Origin of the sequence: Mucilaginibacter sp. RCC_168 (assembly GCF_041355315.1) — a bacterium.
Classification (GTDB): Bacteria; Bacteroidota; Bacteroidia; order Sphingobacteriales; family Sphingobacteriaceae; genus Mucilaginibacter.
In genome coordinates this window covers 264,867-286,748 of record NZ_JBFUPN010000004.1, presented here as the reverse complement: position 1 = coordinate 286,748, position 21,882 = coordinate 264,867, and the positions used below count along the sequence as shown (strand labels likewise).

Here is a 21,882-nt window from a genome sequence, read left to right as displayed (position 1 = left end):
AATCAACTTCAACAAGTCGGGTACTCGCATATACCCCTAAAGTTAAGGTTATCCATTCGTCTTCCCAACACCTGTGGTTGCAAACGAGCGCAAGTAACCTCCCACCAATAAAAAATCGATATGAAAATTTAATTAAATTTATGAGAAATCACGTTGAATGGCACGGTTAATGATTTTTCATTAATTCAATAGTCGTATATTGCGTAGTAAGTACACTTTATACATATTTGTAGCAGACCCCTAATAGATTTGAATGGAAAGTAATATACCAAATGAGGAGCTGATACCTCGCAAATTAGTTGAAGCCGAGCACATACTTGAAGAAGAAGACGAAGAGTTTCACCATCTCAATAACCCGGCCGATGCTATAAAACCCATCATCAAGAAGTACCTCGGTACGCCTAATCATGCCGATCAGCTGGGGAATAAATTCTACTTTACCGATGGCGACGCGAAAGTAGAGGTGGTAGTGGTAACGGACGAGATCATCCGGATCAGGGTTGCTCCACACGGCGTTTTCCTCGAAGATTTTTCCTACGCGGTTCCAAAACTGGAACATAAAGCCGCGGAATTTACCTTATTTGAAGACGAGCTGGAATTTCGCGTAGCCACTAAATCGATAAACTGTCATATCCGTAAAAAGGATTTCTTTATATCATTTTCTGATAGCAATAACCACGTAACCAGTACCGATGCTGTGCCCATGCACTGGGAAGAGAATGTGAAGTTTGGCGGTTATTATGTTTTTTGTACCAAAACCTGCCATCCCGAGGAAAGCTTTTTTGGACTGGGCGATAAACCAACCGAGTTTAACCTGCGGGGCAAACGCCTGAAAAACTGGAATACTGATGCTTATTCTTTTCAGTGGAACCAGGACCCGCTTTACCGTAGTATCCCCTTTTACATCAGTGTAAATGAAGGTATTGCGCATGGTATTTTCTTTGATAATACCTTTAAGGCACAGTTTGATTTTGGCGGCGAGGATACCACCAAAACAAGTTTCTGGGCCGATGGAGGCGAACTGCAATACTACTACATCCACGGTCCGCATATGATGGACGTGGTAAAAAGCTATCATATTTTAACCGGAACCCATCCTATGCCGCCGCTTTGGGCACTGGGCTATCACCAATGCCGCTGGAGCTATTATCCCGAGGCTAAGGTGAAAAAGATCACCAGGGGTTTCCGTGATAATAAAATTCCCTGCGATGGTATCTACCTGGATATTGATTACATGGATGGCTATCGCTGTTTCACCTGGAACCGAAAATATTTTCCTGATCCTAAAAAAATGATCAGCGAACTGGCGGCCGATGGTTTTAAAACCGTGGTGATCATTGATCCGGGGATCCGGGTCGACGATAATTATGCGGTGTTTAAGGAAGGTAAGGAGAAAAGATATTTCTGCCGCCGCAGCGATGATTACTTTATGGAGGGCCACGTTTGGCCGGGCCGATGCCAGTTCCCCGATTTTACCAACCCCGAGGTACGTACCTGGTGGGGTGGTTTGTTTGACGAACTGGTACAAATGGGCGTAGCCGGTGTTTGGAACGATATGAATGAGCCTGCCGTATTTGGCGCCGGTACTTTCCCCGATGATGTACGTCATCAATACGATGGTTTCCGCGGATCGCACCGTAAGGCACATAATATATATGGTATGCAAATGGTACGCTCAACCTATGAGGGTTTGCGTAACATCATGAAAAATAAACGCCCTTTTACCATTACCAGGGCAGGCTACTCGGGCGTGCAGCGTTTCTCATCCGTTTGGACGGGCGATAACGTGGCCTCCTGGGAGCATCTTAAATTGGGTAATATCCAATGCCAGCGCCTCTCTGTATCGGGTATACCTTTTTGCGGTACCGATATCGGCGGCTTTAGCGGTGAGCCCGATGGCGAACTGTTTACCCGCTGGATCCAGATGGGTACATTTTCGCCTTTCATGCGCGCGCATTCGGCGGGCGATACCAAGGAGCGGGAACCCTGGAGCTTTGGCGAGCCATTTACAGCCATCAACCGTAAGTTTATCGAGCTGCGCTATAAGCTGATGCCATACTTTTACTCCACCTTCTGGGAGCATCACCGTTATGGCTTCCCGATATTAAGGCCCATAGTGATGCATGAGCAGGATGTGAAACTCAACCACTTCCGCCAGGATGAGTTTACTTATGGCGATAAAATACTCGTTTGCCCGGTAATGGAACCCGGGCAAACCAACCGAAACGTGTATTTGCCAAAAGGCAAATGGTTTAACTTTTGGACGCACGAAATTGTAGACGGTGGTAAGGAAGTAAACGTAGCCACGCCGCTGGAAACTATACCCCTGTTTGTAAAAGCCGGTTCGGTAATACCCGAGTACCCGGTAATGCAATACGTTGGTGAGCACGAAATAGAAGAGGTTAAACAGAACATCTATTATTCAGACTATGAAGTAAACTCATTCCTGTTTGAAGATTATGGCGAAACCTTTGCTTACGAGCAGGATATTTACCTCGAGAAAAAGTTTGTGGTCAATGGCAATTCCCGCCAGATGACCATCCACCAGAGCATGGAAGGTCTGTATACCCCGCGTTATGAAGGTTATCACCTCAACATTATCGGCTTGCCATTCAAACCCGGCAAAATACTGGCCGATGGCAAAGTGGTTAGCGATTTCATCATCAATACCGATGGTACGGTAGAATTCAAGTTCAGCAAGAATTTCAAACACATCGAAATTTTAAAATAAAGCAAAAGGCCCCAAACGGGGCCTTTTTGATTTACATGGCTTTTCTCTCCCTTTTTCGATACGTTATTGCGAGGTACGAAGTAATCTCTATACTGTACAGAGTATACAAGCTTAGTCCCCTACCTGCTTAGAGATTATTAATATTGTGTTTGTTTTTATTTATAGGTATTAATGAGCTCCCTCTGGTCGGTTGTCTTCGTACCTCGCAATGACGCGTGAAGAGGATCATCTCGCGCTGTCCGAATGTCTCCGACTTCGGACTACTATGCTGGTAGTCTTCAGACTACATAAAAGGCAGCCATTTAAACTTCCAACTTCCAACTAAATTTCGTATCTTTATATAAACAACAGCCCGGTTTCCTCAAAAAGAGAAAACCGGGCTGTTTTGTTAAGACCAAAACAAGGCCAAAAACCGATCGTGTTGTATGTAGTTCTTTGATAGTCAGAAAATTAATACTTTTTAAAGTTTTTAAAATCACTCAAAACCGGATTGGAATTTGTTAAAAAGTGTTAAAATCGATGATTTTGAATGAATTTTCGAACGTTTTTACTCTCTATTTGAGCAGAAAAGTGTTAAAATTTAAGGTTTAAAAAGTTTTTCAGGTCATCGGATGGTGAGGGGTGGTGGATTAAAATCATGGATCAAAGTATAATCTTTTAAATCCAATCAAAATCTTGTAAATCCTGTTATATTTGATAGTATATAAACCAAACATTCCCGTACATTGGGTTATTCTAACATGCCTTAACAGGTTATTATATCATGGCTAAACAAACAAAGAAAACCGAAACCCCGTTACCGGAAACAAAACCTGTAAAAGAGAAGAAAGTCGTAAAAGCGGCTGATAAAAAGGTAGTTACACTGGCAGAAAAACCTGCAACGGCTAAAAAAACTGCTCCAAAACCAAAAGCTGCAACCCCCGAAACGGCGAAACCAGCTGCAAAAGCAAAGCCATCCACACCTAAAACTCATGTAATGCTGAATGCGGTAGAGCCATACAGCCGTTTTACCGATTTTGATATCAGTTTGTTTAAATCGGGCAAGCATTATAAGCTGTATGAAAAGTTTGGCTCGCACGTGCTGGAGCATAATGGAGTTATCGGTACCTATTTTTCTGTTTGGGCGCCAAATGCGCAGTATGTATCGGTTATAGCCAACTTTAACGGCTGGAACCGGGGTTCGCATAGCTTAAATGCCCGCTGGGATTCGTCGGGTATCTGGGAAGGGTTTATCCCGAATGTGGGCGTGGGCGAAACCTATAAATATTATATCAAGGCATCAACAGGGGAGGACCTGGAAAAGGCTGATCCCTTTGCACTCAGGTGGGAAGTGCCACCAAGCACGGCTTCTATTGTGGCCGATACTTTTTACGAATGGAAAGATGCCGATTGGATGGCCACCCGGCAGGAACATAACGGCCTGGATAGGCCATACAGTGTTTATGAGGTGCATCCTGGCTCGTGGGCACGCAGTTTGGAGAGCCCTGATGAGTTTTTAACCTATACCCAACTGGCCGATAAGCTGGTACCTTACGTTAAAGAAATGGGCTTTACCCATGTGGAGCTTATGCCGATCATGGAATCGCCGTTTTACCCAAGCTGGGGCTACCAGATCAGCGGGTATTTTGCGGCAGCCTCTCGCTATGGCGATCCAAAAGGGCTAATGTACCTGATTGAAGAATTTCATAAGGCCGGTATTGGCGTAATATTGGACTGGGTCCCTTCACATTTCCCTGGCGATGCCCATGCTTTGTACAAGTTTGATGGTACACACCTGTATGAACATGCCGACGACCGCAAAGGCTTTCATCCGGATTGGAAATCGTACATATTCAATTATGGTCGTAACGAAGTAAGGGCCTTCCTGATCAGCAACGCACTGTTCTGGTTGGATAGGTATCACGCAGATGGTTTGCGTGTGGATGCGGTAGCCTCCATGCTGTATCTGGATTACTCCCGTAAACATGGGGAGTGGGAACCTAATATTTATGGTGGAAACGAAAATCTGGAAGCTGTTTCATTCCTGAAAGAGTTTAATGAGGCCGTTTACAGTCATTTCCCATCGGTACAAACTATTGCCGAAGAATCTACCTCATTTACCGGGGTTAGTCGCCCGGTATATTTAGGGGGATTAGGCTTTGGCATGAAATGGATGATGGGCTGGATGCACGATACCATCGGCTACTTTAAGGAAGATCCGATCAACCGTAAATACCATCACAACGAAATTACTTTTAGTACCATATATGCCTTTACCGAAAACTTTATGCTGCCTTTTTCGCATGACGAGGTGGTATATGGCAAAGGATCTATGCTGCGTAAAATGCCGGGCGACGAGTGGCAGCAGTTTGCCAACCTGCGTTTAATGTACAGCTATATGTTTACGCACCCAGGCACCAAGTTACTGTTTATGGGCGCCGAATTTGGCCAGGGCGACGAGTGGAACTTTGCGCAATCCTTACAATGGCATGTATTGGAGTATGCCAACCACCAGGGCATGAGCGAAACGGTAAAAGCGCTGAACCATTTGTATCGTGATGAACCGGCCCTATATCAAAAAGCTTTTGATTTTAGTGGCTTTGAATGGATAGACGGCGGTAATGCCAACGATTCGGTATTGGTTTACAGACGTATGGGCCATAATGAAAAAGACGACCTGGTGATTATTTTAAATATGACACCCGTGCCGCGCCATAATTATCGCATAGGTGTACCCGCAGGTGGCCAATGGAAAGAGATATTTAACTCCGATGCTAAAAAATTCTGGGGCAGTGGCTTAACCAACGCGCCCGAGGTAACTGCCGAAGCCGTAAAATGGCATGGCAAGGATAATTCAATTATTATTACGCTGCCGCCGCTTGGCGCTACCGTGTTTAAGATAGCTAAGGACGCGCCGGCCAAATATGAGTTGAAACGGTAACAGATTTAAATTTCGATCAACAATGTAACCATTAACCGGAAATACCCGTTTAGCTTGGTTACATTGTTAATTGAATACCTTATGAATCCTAAATTCCGTTACCTGTACATCGCTATTGGCAGTTTGCTGTTCATATCATTAATAGTGCAGGTGATCATAACTTATCCCGAGGTCAGTGCTCAAAATGTATTGCTGAACGCTATTCCGTCCTTATTGTTTTTTTACCTCGCTTACAAAACCTATCACGAAAAAAAGGACAGCGAGCTGATGTGAATAAGCTTTAAGTGATTGATATCGAGTGATATGTAACTTTGTTTCCCTGTTCAATACTGAACAATAATTGTAACGAATCCGAACAGTTATTAAACGGAGTTTATTTTAAATAGTTGAATTTCAGTAATTTATAATCAGGGTATGCTTTTAGCTGTAATTGCGGCATAAAACCTGATTGATTATGTTGAAAAACTACCTGCTTGTAGCTTTTAGAAATCTCTCTAAAAACAAGGCCTTCTCATTTATTAATATTGTTGGTTTGGCAATAGGCATGGCAGCATGTCTGTTAATTTTACAGTATGTAAGTTTCGAATTAAGTTTCGATAATTTCCACGCTAAAAAGGACCGCATCTACCGCATTAATCAGGATAGGTATAACAATGGCAAGTTAAGCACCCAATGGGCAGGCGGGGCGTTTGCGCCGGGCAGCGCTTTTAAGGCCGTTTTGCCAGAGATAGAGGATTTTGTAAAGATTGTTGGCGCAGGGCAGTTACTGGCCAATTATAAGGACCAGAAAATGGTGATTAAGAATAATTACTTCGCCAGCCCCTCCATTTTTAATATTTTTTCGTTCCCTTTCATCAGTGGCGACCCCAAAACAGCCTTAAGAGAACCCAATACGGTAGTGATATCTGAAGAAGTTGCCCAAACGCTTTTTCGTAATGCAAATCCGGTGGGGCAAACGCTGATCGTCAATAACGATAAGCCATTAAAAATTACCGGTGTAATGAAAAATATCCCGGCTAATTCGCACATGAAGTTTGATTTTTTACAATCATATAATACCCTGCTTAAGGATAATCCGCCGAATAAGGATTTTAACCTGGATAATGCCTGGTTAAATGACGGCTGTACAACTTATTTGTTGCTGAGGCCGGGTGTTGATTCGAAAGTGCTGGAGCGTAAGTTTATACCTATAGTAAAAAAGGTTTACGATGGGTATAAAGGTTCGGGTGAGGGTGGCGTATACACGCTGCAATCTGTACAAAGCATTCATTTGTACTCCAACCGGATGATTGAATTTCAACCTAATGGCGATGGAAAATCAGTTTACTTATTATTGGGCATAGCTATATTTGTGATCATCATTGCCTGGATCAATTATATTAACCTGGCCACAGCCCGGGGCATCGGCAGGGCCAAGGAGGTTGGGGTTCGTAAAACCCTGGGTTCTGCAAAAGGGCAGTTGATTGCCCAATTTATGCTTGAGGCCATGCTGCTTAATGGATTGGCCATCATACTCGCTTTAGTGTTTATTCTGATCTGTTTACCGGTGTTCTCGCGCGTATCGGGCCTGCAAATGGAGTTTGCCATGTTTACCAGACCCATCTTCTGGGGATCGTTACTGGGTATATTTATCTTAGGATCATTCTTTAGCGGCTTTTACCCTGCCATTGTATTATCTTCATTCAGACCTGTCGAGGTTATGAAAGGTAAAATACTGGCATCGCCCAAAGGTGTGGTTTTGCGCAAGGCCATGGTAGTGTTCCAGTTTGCGGCCTCTATATTTTTGCTCATCGGATCACTTACCGTATTCAGGCAGTTAACGTATATGCAAAACCAAAAACTGGGAATAAAAATTGATCAGACACTGGTGATCAAACCACCGTTGGTTAAGGTTGATTCCTTTTACAGAAGCATGAGCACTTTTAAGCAGGAAGTGTTGGCCCAATCAGCAGTAAAAAGTGTTACGGTATCAACTACAGTTCCCGGTGAGCCGGTATTCTGGAATGCTGGTGGGATCAAATTAACTACCGCCGACCAAACCCAGGGCAAACAGTATCGTATTATTGGCGGCGATTATGATTACCTGACCGCTTATGACCAAAAATTAATAGCCGGGCGAAAATTCTCAAAAGATTATGGCGACGAACCCCATAGTGTTGTTTTTAATAAAAAAGCTGCAGAGCAAATAGGTTTTAATAAACCGGAGGACGCGCTGGGAAAAAAAATAGACTTCTGGGGACAGGTTTATACCATTGTGGGGGTGGTTGATAATTTTCACCAGCAATCTCTGCGTGATGCTTACGATGCTATCATTTTCAGATGTATACCTGATGTGCGGGGCTCTGTATCGGTTAAAATAAGTTCAACTAATATCACCCAGACAGTTGCAGATTTGAAGAAAACCTGGGCCACGTTTTTCCCGGGCGACCAGTTTGACTATTTTTTTCTGGATCAGCATTTTAATGAGCAATACAAAGCCGACCAGCGTTTTGGACAGGTGTTTGGCGTATTTACAGGCATAGCCATTTTTGTAGCCTGTTTGGGTTTGTTTGGCCTGGTGTCCTATACCATTGTACAACGTACTAAAGAGATCGGCATCCGCAAGGTTTTGGGCGCAACAGTGAATAGTATTTTAACCCTGCTGTATAAGGATTTCGCCGCGCTGGTAGTTATCTCCTTTGTGATTTCGGCGCCACTGGCCTGGTATGCCATCAGCAGATGGTTGCAAACCTATGCGTTCAGAATTGATATCGGTCCGCTGTTATTCTTTATTCCATTTACTGTGGTGATGGTGATCGCGTTTGCTACAGTATCATACCTGAGTGTAAAAGCCGCTTTAACAAATCCGGTTAAAAGTTTGAAGACGGAATGATGTTAAGGTTAGGATTTTTAGATAAGGAACAAGGAGATATCAGATCATGCTGAAAGGTCAAAGTATCTATGTTGCAAAGTATGCATGTTTGCGGATAGAGCCCTTTGTACCTTAGGATGACCGATTTTTATTGGTAATTCCGTTATTTTGCGGTATGTCAGTTTTAACTACGCCCGAGAAACCAGCAATACCAACCTATTCACTGCTGCAAAACAGCTCCATTGGCAGCAGCATGATCGAAGTACGCGAGGCCAGTGAAAATTGTGGCGTGTTTAAGCTTGATCCGGCTTTCCTGTTACCTCACCGAAAGGATTATTACCTCTTTGTTTTAGTAAAGAAAGGGAATAACCGCCATTGGGTAGATTTTACGCCTTATACCATTAAGCCAGATACTTTTTACTTTACCGTGCCCCAACAAGTGCATCTAAAAGAGCATGCAGGACAAATGGAAGGTTTTATGGCCAGCTTTACCGATGAGTTTTTGCAGTTAGAAGAAAATCGTACCTTAAAGCAACTTCCTATTATCCAAAACCCTGCCGGGGCCCATGAACTGCTGCTGACCACCGACGACGTAAACTTTATTGAGGATGTAATGCGCAAAATGGTGGCAGAATTTAATGCTGATGGCACCTGGCGCAACCAGATGCTTACCTCATGGCTTAGGGTATTGGTGATATATCTGAGCAGGCTATACGCAGAACAATTCAGCGAAAGCTGCCTCACGCTGAGCTATTGCCTGTTGAAAAGCTTCCAGGAGTTTATTGGCAAACATTATGATACCCTGCATGAGGTTGCCGATTACGCAAATCTGCTAAACCTTACACCCGGCTATTTGAACGATGTAATAAAGCAGCAAAGCGGTAAAACAGCCATTACGCACATCCATGAACGCCTTATTGTTGAGGCCAAGCGCCGTTTACTGCACACCGAACTTTCGGTAAAGCAAATAGCCGATGAGCTTGGGTTTGATGACGCGGCTTATTTTAATCGTTTCTTTAAACGTATTGCAGGTACGCCGCCAGCAGGCTACCGGGAGCAAATCCGGGAAATGTACAGTTAATGCCCGGCAATGTGCAGCAGCTATTTAAGCAGGCCTCGATAGCTTTGCTTTATGAATAAACAAACAGTTTTAATAACCGGCGCCAATAAAGGAATTGGTCTGGAAACCGCACGCCAGCTGGCCAAAGCGGGCTATCATATATTTTTAGGCAGCAGGGATAAAGACAATGGCGACAGGGCCGTGGAGCAACTAAAAACCGAAGGTTTTAACGATGTTGAATTGTTGCTGATAGATGTTACAAGTGAATCTTCTGTTCAGCAGGCTCATGATGATCTGATCAAACGCGTTGACAAATTAGATGTGCTGATCAATAACGCCGGCATTCCAGGGGCTTTCCCGCAAACACCTTCAAATGCCGATGATGAAACGCTGCACAACGTTTTTGAGGTGAATTTTTTCGGTCCGATCCGTACGGTAAGAATTTTTATTGATCTGCTGAAGAAGGCCGAAAACCCAAGGATAGTGAATGTGACATCCGATCTGGGCTCGCTTACCTTGCATAACGATCCTAACTGGGAGCATTACCATTTTAAATCAGCCGCTTATGGTCCGTCAAAAACAGCTCTGAATGCTTACACCGTGGCTTTGGCTGCTGAGCTGAAGGACTCTTTCAAAGTAAACGCGGTAAACCCCGGCTATACCAATACCGAATTTAACCACAATCAGGGTCCTAAACCGGTAGAAGACGGCGCCGCACCAATTGTAGCCTACGCCATGCTGGATAAGGACGGCCCTACAGGCAAATACATCAGCGACTATGGAGAGACGCCCTGGTAGGTTTTGGGGGGAGTAGGGATTTGGGGAGTAAGGAGCAAGGATAAAAATAAGGGGATTGTCAGTCTGAGCTTGTCGAAGACTCGTGTGCAGAGGCCCGCCCACCATGCTTCGACAGGGCTCAGCATTACAGTCTTTTTATAGGCTACAAAACAACAAAGCCCGCGGTAAACCGCAGGCTTTGTGTTATAAATTAAAATTGATGGAGCAAGATTAGAACTTACCCAATTCCTGAACCAGGTCGATCAGTTTGTTTGAGTAACCCCATTCGTTATCGTACCATGATACTACTTTAACAAAGTTATCATTCAGACCGATACCAGCTTTGGCATCAAAAATTGAAGTGCGTGCATCACCTTTGAAATCTTCAGACACAACTTCATCTTCGGTATAACCTAAAATGCCTTTTAATTCGCCTTCAGATGCAGCTTTCATAGCAGCTTTGATAGCCTCGTATGAAGCACCTTTTTTCAAACGTACAGTTAAGTCAACTACAGATACGTCGGCAACGGGTACGCGTAAAGACATACCTGTTAATTTACCTTTTAACTGAGGTAAAACTAAGCCAACCGCTTTAGCAGCACCGGTTGATGAAGGGATGATGTTTTGGTAAGCACCGCGGCCGCCTCTCCAGTCTTTAGCCGATGGGCCGTCAACTGTTTTTTGAGTAGCTGTAACAGCATGTACAGTGGTCATCAAACCTTCTTCGATACCAAAGTTATCGTCCAATACTTTAGCGATAGGTGCTAAACAGTTGGTAGTACATGAAGCGTTTGATACGATAGTTTGATCGGCTTTCAATTCTTTATGGTTAACACCCATTACAAAGGTAGGGGTATCATCTTTTGCTGGCGCGCTCATTACAACTTTTTTAGCACCGGCATCGATATGTTTTTGTGCGGTTTCCTGAGTTAAGAAAAGGCCGGTTGATTCGATAACCACCTCGGCACCTACTTCGCTCCATTTAAGGTTAGCAGGATCTTTTTCAGCAGTAACACGGATGGTTTTACCGTTTACAACCAAATGTCCGCCTTCAACAGCAATAGTGCCTTTGAATTGGCCGTGAGTTGAATCGTATTTCAACATGTAAGCCATATAATCAGGCTCAACAAGGTCATTAATACCAACAACTTCAATGTCGGGTCTTTCAATTGCGGCTCTGAATGCCAGGCGTCCAATACGGCCGAAACCGTTAATTCCTATTTTCATGATTTTTTTAATTTTTATTAGAATAGTAGGTTAATAAATTATTTATAGGTTCTTTAATGATATTTGCTATTTGAAGGTTTGCCTCAGATGCAGCTTCATGTAAATACTCCTGAAAGTTGGCAGCTACCGTGCCTGCAAAATGAATAGAGGCACCCGGATGTTGCTTTGATAAAGGTAGTAAATATGTTGAAATTAGCTTGCTAAAACCTTTTTTTATGACGTTTTGCAGATAGTGGTCGTGCAGGTTATCCTGGTAAAATTCGGTGAACGAACTTAAAAACAAAGCAGGTTGTTTTTGCCGGTAAACCTTCTCTAACAAGGTTTTTCTGTCTACATCGTACTTGTTTACAAACTTCTTTTTGAGGTTAGGCGGCAGGGTTTCGTTCATATAGCCTTTGATCAGCTGTCGGCCCAGCCAGTTACCTGAACCTTCATCGGCCAGAATATAACCCAGGCCATAATTGTTGTCCAATACCTTTTTGCCATCGTACCAGGCCGCGTTGGAGCCACTGCCGCAAATGCTGATAATGCCTGGAGAGTTTTTACAACAGGCAATTGCTGCTGCCGTAATATCATGCTCCACTACTACTTTGCCAAATTTAAAAAAGGCCGATAGCGCGTTATATACAATTTGCCTGCGCTCGTTGGAGGAGGCGCCGGCGCCAAAAAAATAAATACGTTTTATTTCTTCGGCGTGGTGTATCAGGTTAATGTTTTTGTTGAGCAGCTGCAGGATATACTTTTCGTCGTTAAAATAGGGATTGATGCCATTGGTTTTAAAGGAAGCAACAGTTCGGCCTTTATCGGCAAGCCGCCAATGTGCAAAGTACGATCCGCTATATACAACTGCAATCATTAATTATATCGATAATATATCTGCCATTTCCAAAAGATCGGCCTCCAGCTTAAATTCATGTTGGTTAAGGGCTTCTTCTAAACTGGTAAGCAGAATATGGTTGGCCTGCAAACCTACCATTTTTTGTGTTTCGCCCGCAATTAACGCATTTACAGCGGCATAGCCAAGCCGGCTACCCAAAATACGGTCAAAACTTGATGGACTGCCACCTCTTTGCAAGTGGCCTAATATAGTTACTTTAATATCGTAATCTTTAACTTCTTTTTGCACAGCCTTGGCCACATCATACACACCTCCATTTTTATCACCCTCGGCCACAATAACAATGCTTGATGATTTTTTGTTAGATGAACCATCCTTCAGATTCTTGATCAGATCTTCAATAGCGGTTTGTTTTTCAGGAAGCAGGATAGCCTCGGCACCGCAGGATATACCCGCGCGTAAGGCTATAGCGCCAGAATCGCGGCCCATTACTTCAATGAAAAATAAGCGGTCATGTGCGTCGGCTGTATCACGTATCTTATCAATGGCTTCAATAACCGTGTTGGTAGCCGTGTCAAAACCCAGGGTATAGGTTGAGCCGCACAAATCGTTATCAATGGTGCCTGGTACGCCCATAACGGCAATGTCCGGATATTTTTTTGAGAAACGCAGCGCGCCGGTAAACGTACCATCGCCGCCAATAACCACCAGGGCATCAATGCCGTGTTCTTTCAGGTGTTTATAGGCGGTGGCCATGCCTTCGTCCTCCTTAAAAGGTAAACAACGGGCTGTTTTTAAAATAGTACCACCCAAATTAAGTATGTTACTTACCGAACGTTTGTCCATATCGTACATATCGTTCTCAATAAGTCCTTTGTAACCCTGCCTGATACCAACAACCTCAAGGCCATTGTATAGTGCTGTTCTAACAACCGCCCTGATACAGGGATTCATTCCGGGAGCATCACCGCCAGAAGTTAAAACCGCAATTTTTGAAATTTTCTGCATTTTTACATTACTTAGATTTGCGCTACGAAGATAGTGTGTGTAAATTACACCATTAAATTTTATTTGTTTTTTTTTGGATTAGGAATTAAGGTCATATATTTAACAATTAAACTTAAATCCCAGTACCGTTTTGGAAGTAATGCTACCCAAGTTTGATTCCGTATTCTCTATTGACTGCGTAATTTTTGGTTTTGAAGCCGGCGAGCTTAAAATCTTGCTTATTGAGCGTAACGAAGAGCCCTATAAAGATGAACTCGCGTTGCCTGGTTATATTGTGGAACAAGACGAAAGTATTGACGATGCTGCCGAGCGTATTTTGTATGAGCTTACCGGCTTGCGCGATTTGCACATGCAGCAGTTTCATACTTTTGGCGAAGTGAACAGGCATCCCCAGGGCCGGGTTATCACCGTGGCTTATTATGCGCTGATCCGTATAAATGGGCAAAAAGAACTACGACCGGTTACCCAGTATGCCAAAAAGGCTTTCTGGCACCCTGTTAACGAGCTGCCAAAGCTCGCGTTTGACCACAGCGAGATATTTAATACCGGTTTTAACAAGATCCGCAGGAGGCTGCACTATCAGCCGATTGCGTTTGAGTTATTACCCGAAAAATTCACATTAACCCAATTACAATCCCTTTACGAGGCAGTGCTGAGTAAAAAGCTGGATAAACGCAACTTTAGAAAGAAAATGCTGAGCTATGGATTTTTAAAAGAGCTTGACGAAAAACAAAAAGGAGTTTCCTACCGCGCCGCTAAATTATATAAGTTCGACAAGCGTAAATACGGCAAAATATTCCAGGGCGAGATGAATATTGGATAAGGGGGCATGGAGCAAGGATTTTTGGAACAAGGAGCAATGATAAAGAGCTGATAAATCATTCTAATCTCTGAATTTTACTAATCAAAGGTCAGAGATTTAAAAGTAAAATATAAAGGGCCGGAAATTTTTTCCGGCCCTTCTTTTTGTCCTTTATCCTTGTTCCAAAAATCTTTATTCTTATAAAGAGCTCGGAGCCAGTTCCAGGTGGTATTTTACCAGGTTGTCTATAGGCGAGCGGATAATGCTGCCTACTACCATGCCATTTTCTGTAGCTACTTCTTCCAGAACGTTTCTGAAATTATAGCCTACTGAACCGATACAGTTAAAGGTGTATTTTTGATAATCGGGGTAATGCGTTACCAGGTTGCGGAAAAAATCTTCAAATGAGGTACGTACCAGGTTGCGCGAGTATTCGATATGTACGTTGTTATCATAAACAAACTTGCTGAAGCTGGCGCAAAAACGATTGGCACGCGGCTGTGTATAAACCTGTTCGTTTATATCATCAGGTGTAAGTTTAAATGTTTCCCAGAAAAGGTTACGTACCGGCTCGGGCATATAACCGCGCAGGTAATCAACTAAAAGCTTTTTGCCTATGTAGCAACCGCTGCCTTCATCGCCTAAAATGTAAGCGCCAGAGTCGATATTGTTGATCACTTCTTTACCATCATAGATACAGGTATTGGTACCAGTGCCTAAAATAGCGGCGAAGCCTTCTTTGTTACCTAACAGGGCACGGGCGGCTGCAAGCAGGTCATGACCAATGTTCACCTTTGCTTTGGTAAAAACCACTTTCATGGCTTCCTCAACAATTTTACGCATCTCGGGTGTCGAACAGCCGGCGCCGTAATAATTTACTTCGGTTATTTCATCCTTCTCCAGGTCGGTTGGCAAACTTTCATTTAAAGATTGTATGATATATTCCGTACTTGAAAAATAAGGGTTATAACCCTCAGTGTTAAAATACACTTTTTTACCTTCTTCGGTAACCAGACACCAATTTGTTTTAGTTGAGCCACCGTCAGCAATTATGATCATAAATTAAGTTTTATTAAAAAAATTGGGTTAAAAGTATGATTAACTTATTGTAAAAAAAACACTTTCCATTTTAAAAAACAAAAATTGCGATTTTCAAGTCAATCAGGCTTTGTTTTTACATAAATTATCGCTTAAAAACACATTAAATATTAATGTTGATACATGTTTAATCAAAAAGACCATTAATTATAACAAGTGTATGATTAACATGTAATTAGCACACCGGTAATTAAAGTACTTAATTTGCAATTGTACGTAATGTTAAATTATTTAGCAACAAATAATGTTACTTCTGCTTTATTATTCATTGTGCCTAACAACTACAAAAATGAAAGAGAATTGTTGGATAATACGTGTGTTATTTTCATGCCAGGTAACTTTTCTTTTAACCAGTTTGCCATAAATTCAGAACCGGGCTCTTCGCTGGCAATATGTCCCAGTACGATGAGCGATAGTTTTTGGCCTTTAGCTTGCGCATCACGAACATATTCGGCAGTTTCCCATTCCTGTATCTCGCCGCATATCAACACATCCGGTTTTTCTTTGCCCATGGCTTGTATTTGCCTGGTGCCGCCTGCAGCGCCGGGCATCAGCAATATTTTTTGACAGTTTTGCTTCAAATCGCCAATATATCTCACCTTATCAATAAATAATTTCTGCTTTAAATGACCAATTAACGAGCTTAAAGATGTTGTTGGAAGCATCAACACATTAGTAGCAACCGGATTATAATAACTCTGCCAGCCCAATTGCTTCAATAGCCCCATCCTAACGCCATCGGGATTAATACTGTGTATATAATCATGATTACGCCATACGGCTATGTTATGTTGTTGAAGCAGATCGGCTTTATAACGATAAACATCGTCATTGGCCAGCCAGGCTGTTTGGTCCTGATGATTGTAAAAAGTAGGCTCATGGGCAATAATAAAATTGGCTCCCAAAGCAATAGTTTTCCTGATCACTTCAACAGTAGCAAACATGGTGGTAACAATACCGGTAACCTGAATGTCGCGGCTGCCAGCCTTCAGTGTATCAACGGTACTGTTGAAAGGAGCGCCGGGTACCTGATTGATGAACATGTCCATAACTTCCCCAACAGTTACGGGTGCGGGCGGAACAAAAAAACTGTCAGCATGGCTTATTACAGGAGAGGTTAATAGAGCGGCAACGCCGGCAGCTTTAGTAAAATTATAAATGAATTTGCGCCTGGACTGATCCAGACCCAGCTGGAATGGATAATTGTTTGTGCTCATGATATTTGGTTGTGGTAATAGTCAAATATAAAGAATAGACAAAGGGTTTATGCGTAATATTTTGCCCGATGTTTTTCCCCATAGTCCATTGTTTTACTCATGTCAGGAGTAGCTTTCAGCACTTAATAAACCGGCACATCATTGCTTTACGGTTAAATTGACTTTTTTGTTTGGTTAACCGGTAAACGGCATCTCAATTGCTTGCTTCGCGATAAATCCACAAATATCAAATCGTAACATATTAAGAAAAATCTACACCTTCCCTTATCATGAAACTAAAGTTCAAAAGCCTTCTTATTGTATTAGCGGGTGCCTCGCTATTTTATACTGCCTGCAAGAAAGAAGTGAAACTAAATCCAAACAATAAACCACCGGTATCTACTACAGACACAGCAAGCCTTGCTACCAACCAGATCATCAGAAATATAACACAAACCCTGTCTGGTGCTTACGGAGGTGTGGACATTAATAAGGGGCTCATCCTGCCCGATCTTACTACCATTAAACAATCAAAGCCGCTTGTATCAGGACTTGTGGACCTGTGCTCTTTTTTTCCGGATACGGTGGTAAATTATAAAACGGTTATTGGCGATACCATTACTTCCCAAACCAGCGGATTATTCAAATTTTATTTTAGCTGTAAGAGTGATACCATAAGGATTCCGGGAACAAAACCCTTTACTGTTTTTAGATTGTTAAACGGATACGTAGCTTATGACTCGCTGGCAACAACCGGCCAAACCCCCAGCGGACTTTTTATTCATAATATAAAAGCTTTTTATCAGGCAAAGGCTTTTGATAGTAATGTGCCTCTGGCTATTAATGGCAGCAGTAGCAAACTTATTTCTTTTAATGGAAGCATTAAATCATTTGTTGATACCGCGTCGACTAAGAAAACGCTGATCCCATCATCTGTACATGCTTATTATACGTTGAAGGATGTAAGTATTGATCTGTCAAAAAATAGCGATATAACAAGAGGCACCATAACTTTTGCAGCTGTAGGCGAGGCCAATAGTATCAAATGGTATTATGAAGGTCTTGTTACTTTTTTAGGTGACCACAAAGCAAGTGTAGTTATTAAAAATAAAACCTATAATGTTGATTTGCTTACGGGCAAAATAATCAAAGCATAGATATTCAAAATACCGGAACGTTTTATAAAAGGAAAGGAATAAGCAGCATTCCGACCCAAATGGTAACTGAATTCAAAAATTTGATTGATATTTTCGTATAATTTTGCATCTTTGCACCGCGAAAAACTCGCGATGGTCCCATAGCTCAGCTGGATAGAGCAACTGATTTCTAATCAGTAGGTCTCAGGTTCGAATCCTGATGGGATCACTTTTTAAGTCAGAAGCCTCAAGTCGAAAGTCTTGAGGCTTTTTTGTTTTTATACACAGGCAGATTTCTTTATTTTAGATCCCTATGAAAACTTTAAACGAATTTAAAGAATCATTAAGTTCAGAACAGCCCGTGAGCGGGCTCTCGGTGCAATTGAAAAGCCTTTGGTATGATGGCAAAGGCGATTGGCATCAGGCGCATGCCCAGGTTGATCAGCTCAATGACCGGGCATCGGCCTGGGTCCATGCCTACCTGCACCGTAAGGAAGGCGATATTTGGAATGCCGATTACTGGTACGGCAAAGCAAGACAAATTCGCCCGGATCTGTCTTTGGAGGAGGAGTGGGAGCAGTTGGTATCACAATTTCTTTGATTGTGTACCTGCCCTTTGGATTCATTTAAAACAATAGACTGAGACTGAAATTTATATCAAGAAATTTAATTTCGGATGGTAAAGCTCATTTGAAACGATCTATAAAGCATCCTTGATCTTCAGTACCAGGAGCTCAGCCGGAACTTCCCCCGGCTTTAAGCTGGAGAGATCAATGATGCTATCATTACCGGCATTTTTTATCATCAATGATTTTTTACTTCCTAAAATAGTAACTGCCGCCTTTGCCGGAACATGGATATTTTGCAAACGTATTTGTGGTACATAGGCGGGAAGTATACAAAACAGATCTTTTCCTTTTTTTGTAAAAAAGGCTGCTATAGATGCCGTATCTTTTTTAGGTATAACCAACTCCGCGATGCTATAGCCGGCCATATAACTTTCTTTCTTTTTCTGCGGTTTTGGCCCTGCACTCCACTGATACGGATATCGGTACGCGGTAGTGCCATATATCGCTTCTCCGTTAATTTTTAACCAATTGCCTATATCGGTCAATCGCTGCTGCATAATTACCGGGATACGTCCGTCGGCAGTAGGCCCGATATCGAGCAGTAAATTACCGCCTCTGGAAACAATATCAATCAGCATTAAGATAAGGTCGTGACTGCTTTTATAATCTTCCAGCTTCTCATTCCGGTTGTATCCGTAGGAATGACCGATGCCCTGGCTTTCTTCCCAGATAACACTGGCATCCATACCACTGCCATATTCGGAAGTGATGTAAGTGGCCCCGTTGTTTTTTCCACGGGTGTTGCTGCCCCAGCGATCATCAACAACTACCTCCTTGGCTACCGGCGACTCATTGAACAACCAGGCCAGTAATTCGGGACTGTGCCAGGCGGTATCGGGCAATTCCCATTCGCCGTCAGAAAAAATAATAGAGGGTTTATATTTTGTTATCAGGTCCTTAAACTGTGGGAACATGTGTTCCGAAACAAAGCGTTTCTTGTCTTTCAGCCACAGGGGATTGAACCATTCGTACAAAGAATAATAGTATCCCATTTTTAGTCCTTCGGCCCTTACGGCATTGGTAAGGTCGCCTAACAGATCACGTTTTGGCGTTCCTGTTACCGCGTTCCATGGACGCCCCCAGTCACGGTCGGCTTCGGCGCTGTTCCATAAACAATATCCTTCATGATGCTTTGAGGTAAGCACCACATAGCGTGCGCCTGATTTTTTTAAAACATTGGCCCATTGTTGGGGATCAAACATCTCTGCTTTAAACATTGGCTCAAACTGCGGATACAAAAAATCGGCGCCATAATTTTTATCGTGAAATGCTACATAATCTTTTTGTTTATCCTGCTGTACGCGGTACCAGTACCATTCGGCATAGCTGTCGCCGCTGTTGGGTATTACCGGCGCGTAGGAGGGTACCGCATACAGCCCCCAATGAATAAAAATTCCAAACTTATCGTTATGAAACCATTCAGGCATTTTTCGTTTATTGAGCGATTCCCAATTGGGCTCAAACTTTTGTGCGGCGGCCATATTAATATTGAAAAGGAGAAGGAGCAAAAACAATAAATTTTTCATAAAAGCATTTTTAAGCAGGAGTGATAACAAATTTAATGATTGGAATGGTGTCTTTATCTTACTACGGGAAAGAATTATATCTGCATAAAAAAAGCAAAAGCCTCTGCAATACATTGCAGGGGCTTTTGCTTTTGAAAAACGATACTTCTTAATAATCAATAATAATATGCGTTGGTTTGAACATTGGCGCTCAATTTCTTTTGATCGGTGGCAGCAGCCAATCCCTGCAACCATATGGTATACACCGATCCACTGTTTAGTTTTAAGTCTGCCAAGGTAACCAAAACCGTGGTAGTTCCTTTTTTGCGGACTTCCAGTGTATACGTGCTGTTACCCTGTACCGGTACAAAAGCCGAGGCTCCTTTATAAGCCTGGTTACCGGCCAGTAAGGCACCGGCTTTTATCCCCAGGTCAACCGCGCCGGCATCCGGACTAACATTCACCAGGCGAATGGCGGCTTTTCCAGCATCCGGGCGACTGATAGAGTCGGTGGTTAATATCATATCCGGAGTAGCGGTTACATTGGATAAGTACATAGAATAAAATTTTTGGGCAGTAAGGTTTATGGTATCTGCTTTAAGCTTTTGCTGCGTACCCGCTATATAAAAGCTGGCCACCCGTTTACCAGGGAATGCCCTGATATAATCAATCCCATGCCCATAATTGATGGGGAAATCATTGGCACGGTTCTGATCCAAAAAGAAATTTACGGGTTGTGAGTCAGGCGAAGCATTGATCACCGAAAGATATGCTACCGGTGGTTCAACATAGTCATTGTCATGATTTTTTAAGCAGGAGGTAAGCAGCCCAGCCAGCAAACACATCATCCCGACCATGCCTGCCCGCCTTTTTAAATTTTGTTGAACGTATTTCATAAAATTAATTATTGTAGAGATCATCATATACTTAACCTTACGTATACCGCAGGTAAGAATGCTACAGATACCCCAAATTTTATCTGTAAATTAAATGTTACGTTCATGGCGTGGCTGTTTTTCAAAGTATCATGCTATTGTCTGTTTATATTGAATTATTCGCCATGTTAAATAGGTGACCCAAAAAAGATTGATATTAGATGATATGAAAGCATTAACATTTTCCACATTCGGAGACCCCGGAGTTCTTCAATATCAAGAGATCGCTCCGCCTGTATTAAAGGCCGGGGATATACTGGTAGAAATGAAAGCCATCGGTCTTAATTTTTCTGATACGGAGCGGCGTAAAGGGAAGTACCACCTGCTGGGAAAACCTCCTTATATTGCTGGCTATGAGGGCGCTGGGATAGTAGCCGATAATAATGGTCATCCTGATTTTAAGCCAGGTGACAGGGTGAGTTTTGGTGATGTACCCTTTGCCAATGCCGAGCTGGTTGCCGTACCGGTAACACACGCTATCCCATTACCCACCGAAATAAGCTTTGATACCGCTGCCGCTATACTTTTACAAGGCATGACGGCGCATTATCTGGCAACAGACAGCCATTTGGTTAAACCCGGCGAAACTGTGCTATTGCATGCAGTGGCTGGAGGCGTTGGTCAGTTGCTTACACAAATATGCAAGTTGCTGGGTGCAAAAGTTATAGGCCTTACCTCTTCTGAAGCTAAAAGAACTGCCGCGGTCGCTGCCGGAGCCGACGTGGTTTTTTTATACCAGGACAATTGGAAAAAACAGGTATTAGATTATACAGGAGGTAAAGGTGCAGATGTAACCTACGATAGCGTAGCAAGCACCTTGAATGACAGTCTTGCGGTAACCAGGATATTAGGCACGGTAGTATTATATGGTAAAGCTGGTGGATTACCGGAGCCGCCACCATCTTTAGAGCTCCTGATGGATCGTTCGCAAACCATTACCGGCGGCGACCTTTGGAGTTATCTGGATTCAAAAGAAGAACGGATCAAACGAGCGGGCGTATTGTTTAACTGGATAACCTCGGGACAGCTGGTGTTACAAGCTCCAAAATCTTTTAAGCTTTCCGACGGCAAATTGGCCCATGAGTACATGGAAAGCAAACAAAGTACCGGAAAGATCATTTTAATTCCCTGATCAGGAGGCCGTTATTGTCGGGCTTTTCCCCTGGGCT

17 protein-coding genes and 1 tRNA gene are annotated in these 21,882 nt (G+C 42.9%); 11 read left to right on the top strand and 7 right to left on the bottom strand.

Translation table 11 applies throughout. From position 1 onward, the window contains the following. Nucleotides 1-253 precede the first annotated feature (253 nt). From AB6735_RS05330 to AB6735_RS05305, 6 genes are all read left to right on the top strand, one after another. Nucleotides 254-2,731 carry a glycoside hydrolase family 31 protein gene (locus AB6735_RS05330; RefSeq protein ID WP_370994812.1) on the top strand — a complete coding sequence of 826 codons (2,478 nt, stop codon included), beginning with the start codon at nucleotides 254-256 and terminating at the stop codon, nucleotides 2,729-2,731. Between the two features lie 976 nt (nucleotides 2,732-3,707). Further along, nucleotides 3,708-5,651, top strand: a complete 1,944-nt coding sequence (gene glgB, locus AB6735_RS05325; protein ID WP_370994816.1) for a 1,4-alpha-glucan branching protein GlgB — start codon at nucleotides 3,708-3,710, stop codon at nucleotides 5,649-5,651. A gap of 81 nt (nucleotides 5,652-5,732) precedes the next feature. Next, nucleotides 5,733-5,924 carry a hypothetical protein gene (locus tag AB6735_RS05320; RefSeq protein ID WP_370994811.1) on the top strand — a complete coding sequence of 64 codons (192 nt, stop codon included), beginning with the start codon at nucleotides 5,733-5,735 and terminating at the stop codon, nucleotides 5,922-5,924. 181 nt (nucleotides 5,925-6,105) lie between these two features. Then, nucleotides 6,106-8,523 carry an ABC transporter permease gene (locus tag AB6735_RS05315; RefSeq protein ID WP_370994810.1) on the top strand — a complete coding sequence of 806 codons (2,418 nt, stop codon included), beginning with the start codon at nucleotides 6,106-6,108 and terminating at the stop codon, nucleotides 8,521-8,523. A 154-nt stretch (nucleotides 8,524-8,677) separates the two neighbouring features. Then, nucleotides 8,678-9,583: an AraC family transcriptional regulator gene (locus AB6735_RS05310; protein WP_370994809.1), complete on the top strand. Its 906-nt coding sequence runs from the start codon at nucleotides 8,678-8,680 to the stop codon at nucleotides 9,581-9,583. Between the two features lie 51 nt (nucleotides 9,584-9,634). Then, complete coding sequence (locus tag AB6735_RS05305; RefSeq protein ID WP_370994808.1) at nucleotides 9,635-10,360, top strand: SDR family NAD(P)-dependent oxidoreductase; 726 nt, start codon at nucleotides 9,635-9,637, stop codon at nucleotides 10,358-10,360. A gap of 210 nt (nucleotides 10,361-10,570) precedes the next feature. Here AB6735_RS05305 and gap read toward each other — a convergent pair whose 3' ends face one another. From gap to pfkA, 3 genes are read right to left on the bottom strand one after another with little or no spacing between them, the layout of a single operon-like run. Continuing rightward, nucleotides 10,571-11,566, bottom strand: a complete 996-nt coding sequence (gap, locus tag AB6735_RS05300) for a type I glyceraldehyde-3-phosphate dehydrogenase (RefSeq protein WP_370994807.1) — start codon at nucleotides 11,564-11,566, stop codon at nucleotides 10,571-10,573. A 7-nt stretch (nucleotides 11,567-11,573) separates the two neighbouring features. Further along, on the bottom strand, nucleotides 11,574-12,422 hold the full coding sequence (locus AB6735_RS05295; protein WP_370994806.1) for a hypothetical protein: 849 nt from the start codon (nucleotides 12,420-12,422) through the stop codon (nucleotides 11,574-11,576). A gap of 3 nt (nucleotides 12,423-12,425) precedes the next feature. Continuing rightward, entirely contained in the window at nucleotides 12,426-13,412 is a 987-nt protein-coding gene (gene pfkA / locus AB6735_RS05290; RefSeq protein ID WP_370994805.1) for a 6-phosphofructokinase, read from the bottom strand. Between the two features lie 130 nt (nucleotides 13,413-13,542). Between pfkA and AB6735_RS05285 the strand changes: the two genes are divergently transcribed. Continuing rightward, nucleotides 13,543-14,235, top strand: a complete 693-nt coding sequence (locus AB6735_RS05285) for an NUDIX domain-containing protein (protein WP_076374039.1) — start codon at nucleotides 13,543-13,545, stop codon at nucleotides 14,233-14,235. 177 nt (nucleotides 14,236-14,412) lie between these two features. On the opposite strand, the gene AB6735_RS05280 is transcribed toward AB6735_RS05285, so the two are convergent. Both AB6735_RS05280 and AB6735_RS05275 read right to left on the bottom strand, forming a co-directional pair. Next, the gene (locus AB6735_RS05280) at nucleotides 14,413-15,273 is read right to left on the bottom strand and encodes an N-acetylglucosamine kinase (protein ID WP_370994804.1); all 861 of its coding nucleotides are present in this window, start codon (nucleotides 15,271-15,273) and stop codon (nucleotides 14,413-14,415) included. 320 nt (nucleotides 15,274-15,593) lie between these two features. Further along, nucleotides 15,594-16,529, bottom strand: a complete 936-nt coding sequence (locus AB6735_RS05275; RefSeq protein WP_370994803.1) for a Nif3-like dinuclear metal center hexameric protein — start codon at nucleotides 16,527-16,529, stop codon at nucleotides 15,594-15,596. Nucleotides 16,530-16,798: 269 nt separating this feature from the next. Between AB6735_RS05275 and AB6735_RS05270 the strand changes: the two genes are divergently transcribed. From AB6735_RS05270 to AB6735_RS05260, 3 genes are all read left to right on the top strand, one after another. Next, nucleotides 16,799-17,665: a hypothetical protein gene (locus AB6735_RS05270; RefSeq protein ID WP_370994802.1), complete on the top strand. Its 867-nt coding sequence runs from the start codon at nucleotides 16,799-16,801 to the stop codon at nucleotides 17,663-17,665. A gap of 134 nt (nucleotides 17,666-17,799) precedes the next feature. After that, a tRNA-Arg gene (locus AB6735_RS05265) sits at nucleotides 17,800-17,873 on the top strand. An 84-nt stretch (nucleotides 17,874-17,957) separates the two neighbouring features. Then, entirely contained in the window at nucleotides 17,958-18,245 is a 288-nt protein-coding gene (locus AB6735_RS05260; protein ID WP_370994801.1) for a hypothetical protein, read from the top strand. A 99-nt stretch (nucleotides 18,246-18,344) separates the two neighbouring features. Here the strand turns inward: AB6735_RS05260 and AB6735_RS05255 are convergent, their stop codons facing one another. Next, the gene (locus AB6735_RS05255) at nucleotides 18,345-19,799 is read right to left on the bottom strand and encodes an alpha-L-fucosidase (RefSeq protein WP_370994800.1); all 1,455 of its coding nucleotides are present in this window, start codon (nucleotides 19,797-19,799) and stop codon (nucleotides 18,345-18,347) included. Nucleotides 19,800-19,954: 155 nt separating this feature from the next. Next, a complete protein-coding gene (locus AB6735_RS05250; RefSeq protein ID WP_370994799.1) occupies nucleotides 19,955-20,674 on the bottom strand; it encodes a DUF4397 domain-containing protein in 720 nt (239 codons plus the stop codon). A 205-nt stretch (nucleotides 20,675-20,879) separates the two neighbouring features. Between AB6735_RS05250 and AB6735_RS05245 the strand changes: the two genes are divergently transcribed. Next, the gene (locus AB6735_RS05245) at nucleotides 20,880-21,845 is read left to right on the top strand and encodes a quinone oxidoreductase (protein WP_370994798.1); all 966 of its coding nucleotides are present in this window, start codon (nucleotides 20,880-20,882) and stop codon (nucleotides 21,843-21,845) included. Nucleotides 21,846-21,882: the final 37 nt, after the last annotated feature.